At 67.4% G+C, this 14,031-nt stretch carries 16 protein-coding genes; 4 read left to right on the top strand and 12 right to left on the bottom strand.

Annotation, left to right across the window (positions count from 1 at the left end):
• Window positions 1–23: 23 nt before the first annotated feature.
• The 9 genes from ACZ7KI_RS07890 to ACZ7KI_RS07850 all read right to left on the bottom strand — a co-directional run bounded on the left by ACZ7KI_RS07890 (window position 24) and on the right by ACZ7KI_RS07850 (window position 7,412).
• Window positions 24–770 carry an amino acid ABC transporter ATP-binding protein gene (locus tag ACZ7KI_RS07890; protein WP_465459908.1) on the bottom strand — a complete coding sequence of 249 codons (747 nt, stop codon included), beginning with the start codon at window positions 768–770 and terminating at the stop codon, window positions 24–26.
• Window positions 767–1,525, bottom strand: coding sequence for an amino acid ABC transporter permease (locus ACZ7KI_RS07885; protein WP_470272436.1), 759 nt, complete (start codon window positions 1,523–1,525; stop codon window positions 767–769). Before ACZ7KI_RS07885 ends, ACZ7KI_RS07890 begins: the two co-directional genes overlap by 4 nt.
• Complete coding sequence (locus tag ACZ7KI_RS07880) at window positions 1,526–2,308, bottom strand: ABC transporter substrate-binding protein (RefSeq protein WP_470272435.1); 783 nt, start codon at window positions 2,306–2,308, stop codon at window positions 1,526–1,528. It lies immediately after the preceding gene.
• Between the two features lie 8 nt (window positions 2,309–2,316).
• Complete coding sequence (locus ACZ7KI_RS07875) at window positions 2,317–3,090, bottom strand: ABC transporter substrate-binding protein (protein WP_470272434.1); 774 nt, start codon at window positions 3,088–3,090, stop codon at window positions 2,317–2,319.
• 5 nt (window positions 3,091–3,095) lie between these two features.
• Entirely contained in the window at window positions 3,096–3,923 is an 828-nt protein-coding gene (locus ACZ7KI_RS07870; protein ID WP_470272433.1) for a substrate-binding periplasmic protein, read from the bottom strand.
• A 162-nt stretch (window positions 3,924–4,085) separates the two neighbouring features.
• Complete coding sequence (gene purB / locus ACZ7KI_RS07865) at window positions 4,086–5,516, bottom strand: adenylosuccinate lyase (protein WP_470272432.1); 1,431 nt, start codon at window positions 5,514–5,516, stop codon at window positions 4,086–4,088.
• Window positions 5,517–5,569: 53 nt separating this feature from the next.
• On the bottom strand, window positions 5,570–6,163 hold the full coding sequence (locus tag ACZ7KI_RS07860) for a TetR/AcrR family transcriptional regulator (protein WP_470272431.1): 594 nt from the start codon (window positions 6,161–6,163) through the stop codon (window positions 5,570–5,572).
• Between the two features lie 39 nt (window positions 6,164–6,202).
• Entirely contained in the window at window positions 6,203–6,907 is a 705-nt protein-coding gene (locus ACZ7KI_RS07855) for a hypothetical protein (protein ID WP_470272430.1), read from the bottom strand.
• Window positions 6,894–7,412, bottom strand: coding sequence for a SigE family RNA polymerase sigma factor (locus ACZ7KI_RS07850; RefSeq protein ID WP_470272429.1), 519 nt, complete (start codon window positions 7,410–7,412; stop codon window positions 6,894–6,896). Before ACZ7KI_RS07850 ends, ACZ7KI_RS07855 begins: the two co-directional genes overlap by 14 nt.
• A gap of 135 nt (window positions 7,413–7,547) precedes the next feature.
• Between ACZ7KI_RS07850 and ACZ7KI_RS07845 the strand changes: the two genes are divergently transcribed.
• The 3 genes from ACZ7KI_RS07845 to ACZ7KI_RS07835 all read left to right on the top strand — a co-directional run bounded on the left by ACZ7KI_RS07845 (window position 7,548) and on the right by ACZ7KI_RS07835 (window position 10,087).
• Window positions 7,548–8,576 carry a threonine aldolase family protein gene (locus tag ACZ7KI_RS07845; protein ID WP_470272428.1) on the top strand — a complete coding sequence of 343 codons (1,029 nt, stop codon included), beginning with the start codon at window positions 7,548–7,550 and terminating at the stop codon, window positions 8,574–8,576.
• Between the two features lie 2 nt (window positions 8,577–8,578).
• On the top strand, window positions 8,579–9,169 hold the full coding sequence (locus ACZ7KI_RS07840) for an HAD family hydrolase (RefSeq protein ID WP_470272427.1): 591 nt from the start codon (window positions 8,579–8,581) through the stop codon (window positions 9,167–9,169).
• A gap of 90 nt (window positions 9,170–9,259) precedes the next feature.
• Window positions 9,260–10,087 carry an SAM-dependent methyltransferase gene (locus ACZ7KI_RS07835; RefSeq protein ID WP_470272426.1) on the top strand — a complete coding sequence of 276 codons (828 nt, stop codon included), beginning with the start codon at window positions 9,260–9,262 and terminating at the stop codon, window positions 10,085–10,087.
• Here the strand turns inward: ACZ7KI_RS07835 and ACZ7KI_RS07830 are convergent.
• From ACZ7KI_RS07830 to ACZ7KI_RS07820, 3 genes are all read right to left on the bottom strand, one after another.
• Window positions 10,084–10,269, bottom strand: coding sequence for a hypothetical protein (locus ACZ7KI_RS07830; RefSeq protein WP_037320551.1), 186 nt, complete (start codon window positions 10,267–10,269; stop codon window positions 10,084–10,086). The genes ACZ7KI_RS07835 and ACZ7KI_RS07830 overlap by 4 nt on opposite strands.
• Before the next feature lie 85 nt (window positions 10,270–10,354).
• A complete protein-coding gene (locus ACZ7KI_RS07825) occupies window positions 10,355–11,542 on the bottom strand; it encodes a pyridoxal phosphate-dependent aminotransferase (RefSeq protein ID WP_470272425.1) in 1,188 nt (395 codons plus the stop codon).
• Between the two features lie 9 nt (window positions 11,543–11,551).
• The gene (locus ACZ7KI_RS07820; protein ID WP_470272424.1) at window positions 11,552–12,454 is read right to left on the bottom strand and encodes a TetR/AcrR family transcriptional regulator C-terminal domain-containing protein; all 903 of its coding nucleotides are present in this window, start codon (window positions 12,452–12,454) and stop codon (window positions 11,552–11,554) included.
• A 172-nt stretch (window positions 12,455–12,626) separates the two neighbouring features.
• Between ACZ7KI_RS07820 and ACZ7KI_RS07815 the strand changes: the two genes are divergently transcribed.
• On the top strand, window positions 12,627–13,811 hold the full coding sequence (locus ACZ7KI_RS07815) for an FAD-dependent monooxygenase (RefSeq protein ID WP_470272423.1): 1,185 nt from the start codon (window positions 12,627–12,629) through the stop codon (window positions 13,809–13,811).
• Window positions 13,812–14,031: the final 220 nt, after the last annotated feature.

Genomic DNA, 14,031 nt, shown 5'->3' with positions numbered 1-14,031 from the left:
CGCAGATTAACGACTCGTCGGCGTCAAAGCACCTGGGATAGGAACCGTTGCAGCCGCTCGCTGCGCGGAGAGTCGAAGATCGCATCCGGAGCGTCATGTTCGACGATCTTCCCGGCGTCCATGAACGCGACCTCGTCGGCGACGCTGCGTGCGAAGCCCATCTCGTGCGTGACCACGAGCAGCGTCAGCCCACGCTCGGCCAGGCCGGCCATGAGGTTGAGGACGCCCTTGACCAGCTCCGGGTCGAGCGCGCTGGTCGCCTCGTCGAACAGCATGACCTCGGGCTCCATCGCGAGCGCCCGCGCGATCGCGACCCGCTGCTGCTGGCCACCCGAAAGCGCGCTCGGCCGGTACGGCGCCTTGTCCGCGAGACCGACCTCGGCGAGGCGGGCGTGCGCGATCTCGGCCGCCTCCGCCTTGCCGAGCTTCCGCACACTGCGCAAGGGCAACGTGATGTTGTCCAGCACGCTGCGGTGCCCGAACAGGTTGAAGTGCTGGAACACCATCCCGACCCGCTGGCGCAACGCGTCCGGGTCGGTGGAGATGACGCTCTCGCCGCCGAGCAGCAGGTCGCCGGAGTCCGGCTCCTGCAGGCGGTTCACACAGCGCAACAGCGTCGACTTGCCGGAGCCGGACGGGCCGACGATGCAGGTCGTGCGGCCCTTCTCGACCTTGAGGTTCACGCCCTTCAGCACTTCGAGGGTGCCGAAGGAGACGTGGATGTCGCGGAGTTCGACGCTCGAAGAGCGCACATCGGCGGGGATCGTCATGACATCGGCACCTTTCCGCTGGTCAGGAGTTCCGGCTCGCCGCCGTCGTCGTCGACCCGGACCTTCTTGCCGGTGCGCAGCTTCTTGTCGATGTAGTTGACCAGATGCGTCAGCGGCACGGTGATCAGCAGATAGAAGAACCCGGCCGCGACCAGCGGCGACAGGTTCCCGGTGTTGGCCGCGAGGTCCTGCCCGATCCGGAACAGATCGCGCTGCTCGGCGAGGAAGCCGAGGAAGTACACCAGGCTGGAGTCCTTGATCAGCGCGATGAACTGGTTCACCAGCGCGGGCAGCACCCGCCGCACCCCCTGCGGGATGACGACGAGCGTCATCGCCTTGGTGTAGCTCATGCCCAGCGCGCGGCTGGCCTCCATCTGTCCTTTTTCGACACTCTGGATACCGGCGCGGAAGATCTCGCCGATGTAGGCGGCCGCGATCAGGCTGAGCGCCAGGATGCCCAGCGGATAGGTGTTCCTCGCCATCGACGGGAAGAGGATCCCGCCGCCCTGCCCGATCACCAGGATGGTGAGGATCGCGGGCAGGCCGCGGAAGATGTCGGTGTACACCCTGGCCGGCCAGCGCAGCCACAGCTTGCTGGACAAGCCCATGGTGGCCAGCAACATGCCGAGCACGGTGCCGATGATCGCCGCGCACACCGACATGATCAGCGTGTTCAGCAGCCCGGTCTTGAGCAGGTCCGGGAAGACCTCCCAGATGTAGTCCCAGTTCAGGAAGGTGTTGAGGAAGTCGTTCACTTACTTCTGCCCGGCCTTGAACTCCGCGGGCACCGGCGCGTTCGGTTCGAACCGCTGGTGCACCTTTTCCCATGTCCCGTCGGCGATGACCGCCTTGAGCCCGGCGTTGATCTTGCCTGCCAGTTCGGCGTTGCCCTTCTTGACCGCGAAACCGTGCGGGATGGTCGTGGTGATCGCCTTGACCATCTTGAGTTTCGCGTCCGGGTTCTTCGCCGCGTAGTCCTCGGCCGTCGCCTGGTCGAAGACCGCGCCGTCGATCGCGCCCGTCTTGAGCGCGGCGAGGGCGGCGGCGTCCTGCGGGAACCGGACGGCCTGTGCGGCAGGCGCGTTCGCCGACAGCCAGCTGTCGGACACCGTGCCCTGGACGACGCCGATTCGCTTACCGGCCAAGGTGTTCTCGTCGGTGATACCGACGCCTTCGCGGGTTTCGATGCCGAGCGACTGGTAGTTGTACGGCGCCGAGAAGTCGACCGTCTTGCGGCGTTCGTCGGTCTGGGAGATACCGGAACTGCCGATGTCGAATTTGCCGCTGGCGACCTGGCTCAGCAGGGCCGAGAACTCCGTGGAGACGAACTCGAGTTTCAGGTTCTGGTTCGCGGCGATGGCCTTCAGCAACTCGTTGTCGAACCCGGTGAACACGCCGTTTTCCTGATAGGCGTTGGGTTTCGAGTCGCTGAGCGTACCGACGCGCAGCGTGTCACCGCTCGCGCCTTCACCGCCGCCGCACGCCGCCAGCACCGCCACGAGGGCGGCGCCTGCGACGGCGGCGATTGCCTTCTTCATCGTGATCCTCACGCCTTGAACTGGTCGGGAACCGGCGCCGTCGGCAGGAACCGCTCGTGCAGTTTCACCCAGGTGCCGTCGGCGATGACCTGCTTCAGGCCCTCGTTGATCTTCGTCTGCAGTTCGGTGTTGCCCTTCTTCACCGCGAAACCGTGCGGGACGTCGGTGGTGAAGGACTTGACGACCTTGAGCTTCACGTCGGCGCTGTCCTTGACGTTGGTCTCGGCGATCGCCTGGTCGAGGACGTAGGCGTCGACGGCGCCGCTCTTGAGCGCGGCCAGCGCCGGGGCGTACCCGGGGAAGCGCACGGCCTGCGCGTCCGGCACGGTCGAGGTCAGCCACTTGTCGCCGACGGTCGCCTGGATCACCGCGACCCGCTTGCCCGACAAGGCCTTCTCTTCGGTGATCGGCGAGCCGTCCTTGGTCTGGATGCTCATCACTTCGAAGTTGTACGGGCTGGAGAAGTCGACGTTCTTCTTGCGCTCGTCGGTCTGCGCGATGGCCGAGCTGCCGATGTCGAACTGGTTGTTCGCGACCTGGCCCAGCAGCGAGGAGAAGTCCGTCGAAACGAACTCCAGCTTCAGGTTCTGCTTGGCGGCGATGGCCTTCAGCAGCTCGTTGTCGAAGCCGGTGAAGTTGCCGTTCTCGACGTAGATGTTCGGCGGGGCGTCGCTCAGCGTCCCGACACGCAGGGTCTTTTCGGTGACGGCCTCGCCGCCACCGCAGGCGGTGAGGACCGCGAGCAGACCGGCGGCGAGCGTCGCGATCAGCGTTTTCTTCATGATGTTCAGACCCCCTGGTTCTGCACAGGCAGGCCGGGGCCACCCTGCTCGAGTTCCTTCGGCAGCGGCTCGGTCTTGAAGAACTGAGCGTGCAGACGGGCGACGGTGCCGTCGGCGATCGCCTTCGCGAGACCGTCGTTGAGCTTCTTCAGCAGTTCCTTGTTGTCCTTGCGGACGGCGAACGCGGACGGCGTGTCCTTCGTCTCGACCGTGTAGCCGAACTCCAGCGGTACAGCCGGGTTCTGGTCGATGTACTTCTGCCCGATGTCCTTCGGCACGACCCAGCCGTCGAGGCTGCCTGCCTTCAGCTGCGCGAAACCGGCGTTGTAGTCGGGGAAGCGCACGACGTTGGCGCCGGGGACCTTGCCGCTGGCGAAGTCGTCCTGCACCGACGCCTGCACGACACCGAGCCGCTTGCCGCTGAACGCGGCGACGTCCTTGAGACCCGCGCCCTTCTTGGTGAGGATCGTGGTGAACCCGGTGCTGTAGCCGTTGCTGAACGCGACGGTCTTCTTGCGGGCCTCGGTGGTGGAGATCGTGGAGCTGCCGATGTCGAACTTGTTGGTGGCGACCGACGCCAGCAGACCGGCGAACTCGGTGCCGACGAACTCGACCTCGAAGCCCTCGCGCTTCGCGATGTCGCGGAGCAGCTCGTTGTCGTAACCGGTGAAGGTGCCGTTCTCCAGGTAGATGGACGGCGGCGCGTCGGTCAGGGTGCCGACGCGCAGCTTCTGGCCACCGGCCGCGGTGTCACCGGAACCGCAGGCGGCGAGGGCGAGGGTGGCCGCTCCCGCCGTGACGACGGCGACGAATTTCGACAGCGTGGATCTCATCGCTTCTTCCGTGGGTTCGGCGCGCAAGGCGCGATACAAGCACGCCAGGCCGCGGGATGGGCGGCCTGGCGCTCCGGGTTCAGCGATCGAGATTAGGGAATTCGCCCGTTCGAGTAATGTTGTCTCACTCTGTGAACGCCCCGTGGTGGGGCTGCTCACAGGTCAGAGGATCGGTGCGGGCGAGTAGGCGGCGGCCTCCGGGAAACGCTTGAGGATCTCCTCGACGCGCGACGCGATCGCGGCCACCTGACGCGGTGCGACACCGGTGAACGAGATCCGGTCCGCGAGCAGTTTGTCCAGCTCACCGCGGTCGAGCGGGATGCGCTCGTCGGCGGCGAGGCGGTCGAGGAGGTCGTTCTCCGCGAGCCCCTGCTCCCGCATGGCGAGCGCGACGCCGACGGCGTTCTCCTTGATCGCCTCGTGAGCGGTTTCACGCCCCACGCCCGCGCGGATCGACGCCATGAGCACCTTGGTGGTCGCGAGGAACGGCAGATAGCGATCGAGCTCACGGGAAATGACCGCCGGGAAGGCGCCGAACTCGGCCAGCACCGTGAGGAAGGTCTCCAGCAGACCGTCGAGCGCGAAGAACGCGTCCGGCAGCGCGACGCGGCGGACGACGGAATCGGAGACGTCGCCTTCGTTCCACTGGTCGCCGGCGAGCTCACCGATCATCGACAGGTAGCCGCGGAGCACGACGGCGAGTCCGTTGACCCGCTCGCACGAACGCGTGTTCATCTTGTGCGGCATAGCCGACGAGCCGACCTGGCCCGGCTTGAAGCCTTCGGTGACCAGTTCGTGGCCCGCCATCAGGCGGATCGTCTTCGCCAGGCTCGACGGAGCGGCCGCGAGCTGGACCACCGTGGACAGCACGTCGAAGTCGAGCGACCGCGGGTACACCTGGCCGACGCTGGTGAACACGCGCTCGAAGCCGAGGTGGGCCGCGACCCGCGACTCCAATTCGTCCAAAGTGGACTCATCGCCGAGCAGGTCGAGCATGTCCTGCGCGGTGCCGACCGGACCCTTGATCCCACGCAGCGGGTAGCGGCCGATCAGGTCGTCGAGCCGCTCGAACGCGACGAGCAGTTCGTCGGCGGCGGTGGCGAAGCGCTTGCCCAGCGTCGTCGCCTGCGCGGCGACGTTGTGCGAACGGCCTGCCATCACGGTGTCGGCGTGCTCCACCGCGATCGCGGCGAGCCGGGCCAGCACCGCGCCGACGCGGCTACGCATCAGCTCCAGCGAACGCCGCACCTGCAGCTGTTCGACGTTCTCGGTCAGGTCACGCGACGTCATGCCCTTGTGCACGTGCTCGTGACCGGCGAGCGCGTTGAACTCCTCGATCCGGGCCTTCACGTCGTGACGGGTGACCCGCTCGCGTGCGGCGATCGAGTCGAGGTCGACCTGCTCCAGCACGCGCTCGTAGTCGGCGACGACCCCGTCCGGCACCTCCACGCCGAGGTCGGCCTGCGCCCGGAGAACGGCGAGCCAGAGCTCGCGCTCCAGCACGACCTTGCGTTCCGGGGACCACAGTTCGACCAGCTCAGGCGAGGCGTAGCGGCCGGCGAGCACGTTGGGGATGCGGGGCTTTTCCGTCACTCGGCCAGCCTAACCCGCCCGCATTTAGTCCTCTAAATGCGCTTGTCACGGGGCTAGGCGAGGGCGGCCTGCAGCATGCGGGCGGCGGCGGCCCTCGGCTCCGGGTCGACCTCGATCAGCGCGTTGACGACGGCACCGTCGACCAGCGCGACCAGCCGCTCCAGTTCCGCGCTGTCCACCGGAGTGCCGGAGCGCGCGAAGATCTCGTGAAGCAGCTCGTACAGCTGCGCGGACAGCGTCCGCATCAGGGGCCGCAGGTACGGGCGGCGACCGGTGCCGACCAGGCGTTCGTAGCGCAGCAGGACGGCCTCGGCGTCGGCCTCGCGATCCGGGCGGATCGGCCCGAGCAGCATGTCCAGCACCAGGTCGACGGTGGCTTCGACACCGCGGTTGCGGGTGGCCAGCTCTTCGAGCCGGTTCCGTCCGGTCTGCAGCTCCTGGTTGGAGTGGTGTTCGACGGCGGCGGTGACGAGTTCTTCGAGCGAGTCGAAGTAGTACGTCGTCGAGGCCAGCGGCAAGCCTGCTCGTTCGGCCACCGCGCGATGCCGCACGGCGTCGAATCCGCCCTCGGCCAGCAGTGACGCGGCGGCCTCGATGAGCTCGGCGCGCCGTCGCTCACCCTTCGGCGTGGTCGCTGCGGCTGTCATGACGGGCTATTTTGCCAGGCACCTTCAGTACAGGCGTCTTCAGTAGCGGGCGGCGAGCACACCGGCGAACCGGTCGACGTCGGCCTCTCCGAACAGCGGACCGCCCGAGCCGTCACCGAGGCTCACCACGACCACCAGCGATCCCTTGGCGGTGGTCCGCTCGGCACTGGACGCTCCGGCAGGCAAGGTCGGAAGAGCCGCGCCCGCCGGGAAGACCGCGGCGGAAACCGTGCCGCCCGGTAGCTGGAACCCCGCGGACCTGGCTGCCGTCGTACAGATGTCGCCGGGCGTCGACTTGGCGACATCCACGGGGACCGGGAGCTCGCCAGCGAGGGCGGTGGCGAGCTCCCGATCCACCTGGTCGCACCCGTAGGTGCCTTCGGCCGACATCTGGCCGGTCTTCTCTGGCCCGCCGCCCCCCTGCTGAGGCGGCGGATTCGAGAAGTTCGAGGACTCCCCGCTGTCAAGAGGACGTGCGGAAGCCGCTCCGGGTTGCCCCGCGGAAGCGGCCTCCCTGTCGGATTTCGCCGCTGTCGGCGAACCGAGATCGACGTCGCCGAGCACGCCGAACATGCCCACTCCGCCCAAGACCAAAACCAGTGCACTACAGGCCACCGCGATACCGTTGCGACGGCGCGCAGTGGCGCGTTTGGAGGCACGGACGACGTCGGCGGTGTCGAAGCTCGGCGACGGCGCGTCACCAGGGGCGTCACGGAACAACGCCTTCAGCTCATTCTCGTCCATCCCGTGCCACCTCCTCCTTCTCCATGACCTGCCTGAGGTTCGCCAGCCCGCGCGCGGTCTGGCTCTTCACGTTCCCCTCGCTGCAGCCGAGCGTCTTCGCCGCCGCACCGACGTCCAGCCCCTCGAAGAACCGGAGCACCAGCACGGCCCGCTGTTTCGGGGGCACTTCCCGCAACGCGGCCAGCAGGTCTTCCCTGGTGACGACCTGTTCGCCGAGGTCGAAGCCGTCCTGCGGGGGTTCGGGCAGCTCTTCGGTCTGCCACTCCCGCCGCCACGGTCGCCTCGATTCGTCGATGGCCGCCCTGACCAGCGTCTTCCGCACATAGGCGTCGGTCGCCGCCCGTTCCCTGATCTTCTTCCACCTCCGGTGCAGCGCGACGAACGCCGTCTGCGCGAGATCGTCCGCGCGATGCCAGTCACCGCAAAGCATGTACGCGGTCCTGCGCACGGAGTCCCGCTTCGCGGCGAAGTACTCCGCGAACTCTTGTTCGTCGCGCTGGTTCACGCGGTTGTTGTCTCCGCTCTTGCCTCGTCGGTGGGTAGGACGGAACCGGGGGCGTCCACGGTTGCATGAGCGGGCGCGGCGGACCAGCCGGGGAGGAGGTTCCTGGTGGACCGGACGATGTGATGTGATCGTACCGTGACCTTGAGCCCTGACTCGTTGATCGATTTCCGCTCCGACACCGTCACCCGGCCGGACAGCGTCATGCGCGAGGCCATGGCGAAAGCCGAGGTCGGCGACAACGTCCTCGACGGAGATCCGACCACCGCCGCCCTCGAACAGCGTGCCGCGAAACTCCTCGGCATGCCCGCCGCGCTCTGGACGCCGAGCGGGACCATGGCGAACCTGATCGCGCTGAGCCTTCATCTCCAGCGCGGAGACCGGTTCCTCGCGCCGCGCGGTTCGCACGTGATCACCGACGAGCTCGGCTCGGCCGCCTGGCTCGCGGGTGGCATGGCGGATCCGCTGGAACACGACGCCGGGCCCGGACGGCCGACCCCGGACACGCTCGCCGCGGCGATCGGCATTCCCACCGGGCCGTACTACTCGATGCGCACCACACTGCTGTGCCTGGAGAACACGCACAACTCGGCAGGCGGCGCGGTCACCCCGCCGGACGAGCACGCCCAGCTGCTCGCGGTGGCGAAACAGGCCGGGCTCACCGTGCACCTCGACGGCGCCCGCCTCTGGCACGCGGCGGTCGCGCTGCAGGTCCCGCCCGCCGCGCTCACGGTCGGCGTCGACAGCGTTTCGGCCTGCTTCTCCAAGGGGCTCGGCGCGCCGGTCGGCTCGGTGCTGGCCGGCAGCCCGGAGTTCATCGAACGGGCGCGGCGGATGCGGCAGATGCTCGGTGGCGGCGTCCGGCAGAGCGGTGTGCTGGCCGCGGCCTGCCTGGTCGCGCTGGATCGCATCGACGAACTGGCCGAGACACACGAGAACGCGGCACGGCTCGCGGCCGGGCTCGCCGAACACGGCTGGGAGGTCAACGAGCCCGAGACCAACATCGTGCTGGCCGCCGCCCCCGATCTCCAAGGCCGCCTGAAGCTGCTGGACGGGCTCGGGATCCGCGTGCTGCCGACGGCGGGCCGGGTCCGCTTCGTGGTGCACCGCGACCTTTCGGCCACCGACATCGAGGAAACCCTTCACCGCATCAGGACCGGGAGCTGACCGTGAACTGGATCGTCTTCGACTACGGCGACGTCATCAGCGAGCACACCGACGCGCTGCCGACCCTGGCCAAGGCCTTCGGCCTCGAGGTGGCCGAATTCGAGCCGCACTACTGGGCCGAGCGGGTCCGGTACGACTCCGGCGGCACGGACCTCGAGTACTGGCAAAGCATCGGCCGCGCGCTCGACGTCGAGGTCGACCGGGCTTTCTCCGACGAGCTGACCAGGATCGACGTCACCGGCTGGTCGCACGTGGAACCCGCGGTGCTCGAGCTGCTGGAAGGCCTGCACGAGGCGGGCGCCGCGCTCGCGCTGCTGTCCAACGCGTCGTCGACCTTCGGCCGTTGGGTACGCGAACAGGACTGGGCGCGCCTCTTCCGGGTGACGCTCTTTTCCGGCGATCTCGGCTGTATGAAGCCCGACGCGAAGATCTACCGGATCCTCCTCGGCGAACTCGGCGCCGAACCGGCCGACTGCCTGTTCTTCGACGATCGTCAGTCCAATGTGGACGGAGCGCGGGCGGTGGGGATGAAGGCGGAACGCTGGGTCGGCGTGACAACAGCGAAATCTGCCTTCGGCTCTTCGGAGGAATAATTCACCCTCGTCGCTTATCCGCTTACGCGCGGTGAATCCGATGACCTAAGCTGGCCTTCGTCCCGAACCGAGTTTCCACGGTAGGTGCCCATGCCAGGTCCAGTCGCCCGGCGCCCGATCGTGCCCGTCGATTTCGACCGGCCGAGTATCGCGCGAGTCTTCGACGCGCTCATGGGCGGCCAGGACAACTACGAGGCCGACAGGGTGGTGCTGCGCCAGATCCTGGAGCTGGCACCGGACGCGCAGGTGATGGCCAAGGAGGTCCGGCACTGGCTGGTCCGGACCGTGCGCTACTTGACCGACAGGGCGCGCGTCGACCAGTTCCTCGACCTCGGCTCCGGCTTCCCGACCGGCGACAACACCCATCAGGTCGCGCAGCGGTACAACCCCGAGGCGCGAGTCGTCTACGTCGACCATGACCCGGTGGTGCTGGCACACGGCCGCGCACAACTCGCGGCGAACGACTTCGCGCATATGGCGGGTAACGACCTGACGGAACCGGCCGAGCTCATCGAGGAGCTCACCAGTACCCACCGGCTGGATTTCGACCGCCCGATCGGGCTGATCCTGTGCGCGATCATCCACCACATCTCCGACATCGACGAAGCGCGGAAGATCGTCCGCGCCTACGTCGACGCGCTGGTCCCCGGCTCGTTCGTCGTGGTGCTGCACCAGCACAATCCGGCCGACGGCTCGGAAGCGGCCGATGTCGCGACGGCACTCGAAAAACGCTTCAGCGGCACCGGACTCGACACGGCTTTCCGCACGCGCGAGGAGATCGAGTCACTCTTCGAGGGGCTCGATCTCGTCGACCCGGGGCTGACGTACCCGCATCTGTGGTGGCCGGACGGCCCGCGCTTCACCCCGCTCGCGCCCGTGAACTTCACGTCGCTCGGCGGGGTGGCGCGCAAACCTTAACGGCGGAGCTGTTTCGGGGTCCCCTTGCCCTTGATGGCCCCATACGCGGCCGTGCCGAGGAAGACCGCGCCGCCGATGACGGCGATCCAAAAGACGGCCTTCACCAGGAAGCCGAGCACGGACCCGAGCACCATGAAGGCCACCCAAGCCAGCAGCAGCCCGCCGACGATCTTCCAGAACATGGCATCCTCCGATTGCCTCACCTTGCCCAAGCGGGCCCGGTGAGTCCAGGTTGTCAGGCAGAACTCGCGAGCGCCTTCGTTCTGCCTAACGTTCAGGGAGAATTCGGGGTTCCCCCTGACCGGTGAGCCAGTCGCCGAGCCTGCGGACGCCTTCGTCGATGTCCTCGCGCGAACCCGCGAACGAGAACCGCACGAACCTGCCGCCGTCGACGGGGTCGAAGTCGATGCCGGGAGCGATCGCGACGCCGGTGTCGGCGAGGATCCGCTGACACCAGCTGAGGCTGTCGTGCGTATACGCGGAGACGTCCGCGTAGGCGTAGAAGGCGCCTTCGGCCGGCGCGAGCTTGTCGATACCGATGCCCTTGAGACCGGCGAAGAGCGCGTCGCGGTTGGCGCGGTAGCGCTCGACGTGACCGTCGGCCTCCGCGTACGACTCCGGGGTGAACGCGGCGACCGCGGCGTGCTGGGAGACCGCGGGCGGGCAGATGGTGAAGTTGCCGGTCAGGACGTCGATCGCGCGGTGCAGCCGCTGGGGCGCGAGCATCCAGCCGAGCCGCCAGCCGGTCATGGCGAAGTACTTCGAGAACGACCCGAGGACGAGTGCCTCCGTCCCGTACTGCCAGGCGCAGTCGAGTCCGGCGCCGTAGGAAATCCCGTGGTAGATCTCGTCGCTGATCAACTGCACGCCGCGTGACGCGCACCAGCCGCTGATCGCGGCGAGTTCACCCGGAGGCAGCACGGTGCCGGTGGGATTGCTCGGACTGGCCACGATGAGTCCCTTGATCGGACCCAGTTCGTCGAGCAGGCCGACCGTCGGCTGGAAGTTCGTGTCGGGTCCGGTGGCGAACTCGACGACCTCGCAGCCGAGCACCTTCAGCAGGTTGCGGTAGGCCGGATAGCCGGGACGCGCCATCGCGACGCGATCACCCGGTTCGAAGGCGCTGAGGAACGACAGCAGGAAGCCGCCGGAGGAGCCGGTCGTCATGATGACGTCCTGCGGGCTCACGTCGACCGAATAGGTGCGGTTGTAGTGCGCCGCCACGGCCTCGCGCAGTTCGAGGATGCCGAGTTGCTCGGTGTAGCCGAGGGTGTGCTCTTTCAGGGCCCGCTGGGCGGCTTCGAGCACCGCCTGCGGTGCGGGCGCGGATGGCTGCCCCGCGACCAGCGGGACCAGGTCACCGTGACTGCGCTGCCGTGCCTGCGCGGCCGAAAGGACGTCCATGACATGGAACGGGGGGACGTCGGAACGAGCGGCGGGACCGGGAAAGGACATGGGGTGAGGCTAACCCGCCTTCGCGAGGAGAACCGCGAAGCCGTCGAGGAGGCGCTGCAGGCCGAACTCGAAAAGCGTGTCGAGCTCGAAGTCGAACGGGGCACGCATGACGACGTTGGTGAAGTTCGGGAACCGGCCACCGGAGACCAGGTCCCAGAGGATCGGCTCATGTTCGGCGAGCCAGTCGTCGGCCGTGAGCGCGGTGCCGGATTCGGACTCCGCCTCGGCCTCGAAATTGAGGGCCGTGCCGCGGACGTGATTGAAGATCGTGATGTGCGCGTACATGATCGTCGACGACGGGAGGCCGTGGCCGTCGAGGGCACGGGTGGCCCAGTCGGCGTGGTGGAGCAGGTTCGGCAGCGGCTGCGGACGCGTGACCGAAAGTGCCTGCGCGAGCCAAGGATGGCGGCGGAACAACGCCCATTGGGCCCTGGCCATCAGCTCCAGTTGCGCCCGCCAGCCGGACGGCGGGTCTGGCGGGAAGCGGACTTCACCGAGCGCGACGTCGGCCATCTCGAGGATCAGGTCGTCCTTCGCGGAGACATGGCGATAGAGCGCCATCGTCGCGACACCCAGCCCGGACGCGATGCGGCGCATGGAGAGCGCGCGGATGCCCTCGGCGTCGGCGATCCGGATCGCGGCCTTCACCACTCGCTCGCGTGAAAGCTCCGCTTCGGTCCTCGGCGCGGCTTTCGGAGCACGGCTCGCGACGACCGTGCCGGTACCGGGTTTGGCGATGACCAGGCCTTCGCGTTTGAGGGTGGCGAGCACCTTCGTCGCGGTCGCCATCGCGACACCCCACTCGGCGATGATCTGACGCGTCGACGGGATCTTCTGGCCCTCGCGCAGCTCGCCGGTGACGATCCGGCGCCGGATCTCGGCGGCGATCCGCAGGTAGGGCGGATCGGTCATGGTCGGCTCCTTGCCATAGTGCGCGTCACCCGCTTTGCGACCCATGTCAGCCGCTGCACTAGGCCTAGCGCACTAGGGCAGCGAGGATTTTGTAGGCGTTTTCCTGGAGTTTAGTTGCCACGCTCATACGTTGTACGCAGTGCTGCAAAACAGCGTACACAGGGGAGCTCACATGCAGAAGGTGCTGATTTCGGGGGCGGGAATCGCCGGGACGACACTGGCGTACTGGCTGCGGAGACACGGCTTCGCCCCGACAGTCGTCGAACGGGCGCCCGCGCCGCGCGTCGGCGGACACGCCGTCGACATCCGCGGCACGGCACTCGGCGTCGTCGAACGGATGGGAGTACTCGGGCGGCTCCGGGAACTGAGCACGGACATGCGCGGGATGTCGTTCGTGAACGCGGCGGGGAAGACACTGGTGAAGGTCACCGAGCACACGCTGACCGGCGGGCTCACCGACAGCGACGACGTCGAGATCCTGCGGGACGACCTGACCGGCGTACTGGCCTCGGTCGCACAGGAAGGCGTCGAGTACGTCTATGGCGACTGGCTCACCGGAATCGCGCAGCGTCCCGAGGGAGTGCGGGTCGCTTTCGCCAACGGCGAGCCGCGCGACTTCGATCTCGTGATCGGCGCGGACGGGCAGCACTCGACCGTGCGTTCACTGGTTTTCGGGGCGGAGAAAGAGTTCTCACACCATCTGGACACCTATCTGGCGGTGTTCACCGTGCCGAACTTCCTCGAGCTGGATCATTGGCAGACCTTCCACCTGACACCGGGGAAACTGGCCGGCCTCTACAGCACCCGAGGGAACACAGAGGCGCGCGCGATGCTCGGCTTCCAGTCGCCGGAACTCGATTTCGACCGGCATGACCTTGAACAGCAACGAAAACTCATCGCCGACCGGTTTCTCGGCCAGGACTGGGAAGTGCCGAGGCTAGTGCGGGAAATGGCTTCGAGTGAGCTGTACTTCGATTCGATGACGCAGATCCGGATGGACCGGTCTTCCGACGGACGAGTCGCTTTGGTCGGTGACGCGGGCTACGGTCCTTCGCCACTTTCGGGACAGGGCACGAGTTTGGCGATCGTCGGGGCCTACGTGCTGGCGGGTTCGCTTGCTGTCCACAGTGACCATCGCGCCGCTTTCGCCGAGTACGAAAGGGAGATGCGGCCGTTCGTGCTCCGGAATCAGGCGCTGGCCGCGTTGAACCAGCGGAAACAGACGCGGTTCGCGCAGTGGAAGCAGATCCAGTCGATGCGGATGCTGGCGTACTTGCCGTTCCGGGAGCGGGTGATGAAGGCGGCGATGCGGCCGTTGACGGAGGCTTCGAACGCGTTGGCACTGAAGGAATATTGAGGACGCACGCTCATCGGAAGCCGCGAGCCGGGAAGTCCGTGAAGGCCTCCTTCCCTACCCTGAGAGTCAGGGTCCCGGCAAAGTCGCAGAGTTGCTGGTCGGCACTTGTTCTTGGTGGTCTGGATGTGGCATCGCTGATGCCTGCGGGGTCTGAGTGTGGAGGATTTGGGACGGTGGACGTCCCCAACCCCCCCCCCTCGAGGTGTACCGGGTTTCGGGG

Source organism: Amycolatopsis sp. NPDC039088, assembly GCF_055598845.1.
This window is presented reverse-complemented; position numbering and strand designations above follow the sequence as displayed.